General features: G+C 69.4%; 1 protein-coding gene. It reads right to left on the bottom strand.

From position 1 onward, the window contains the following. Window positions 1-366, bottom strand: a 366-nt coding sequence (locus FVA95_RS29505; RefSeq protein ID WP_240051807.1) for a transposase, incomplete at its 3' end; no start/stop codon positions are given. Between the last annotated feature and the right edge of the window lie 36 nt (window positions 367-402).

The raw sequence follows: 402 nt of genomic DNA, 5'->3' as shown, positions 1-402 counted from the left end.
GCGCTCGACGACGTTGCGGCCCCGGTAGTCGTTGCGGTCGAATGCCGGTGGACGACCGCCGCGCGAGCCACGTCGTTTCCGATGGCCTTGCTGATCAGAGGGCTCAGGGATGACAGCGACGATGCCGCGTTCGCGCAGATGCCGGCGGATCGCGCGTGAGGAGTAGGCCTTGTCGCCCCGGACCCGCTCGGGTCGGGTCCGGGGCCGTCCGCGACCGGTCCGGTCGATCCGCAGATGGTTCATCAGGTGAATGAACATCGGGGCGTCACCGGCCTGGCCGGGACCGACGAGTACGACCAGCGGGCGGCCATGGCCGTCAACGAGCTGGTGGACCTTCGTGCCGAGCCCGCCGCGGGAGCGGCCCAAGGCGTGATCGAGCGGCTCGATGCGCAGATTCTTGTA

This window comes from Pseudonocardia sp. EV170527-09 (assembly GCF_008369905.1).
Classification (GTDB): Bacteria; Actinomycetota; Actinomycetes; order Mycobacteriales; family Pseudonocardiaceae; genus Pseudonocardia.
This window is presented reverse-complemented; position numbering and strand designations above follow the sequence as displayed.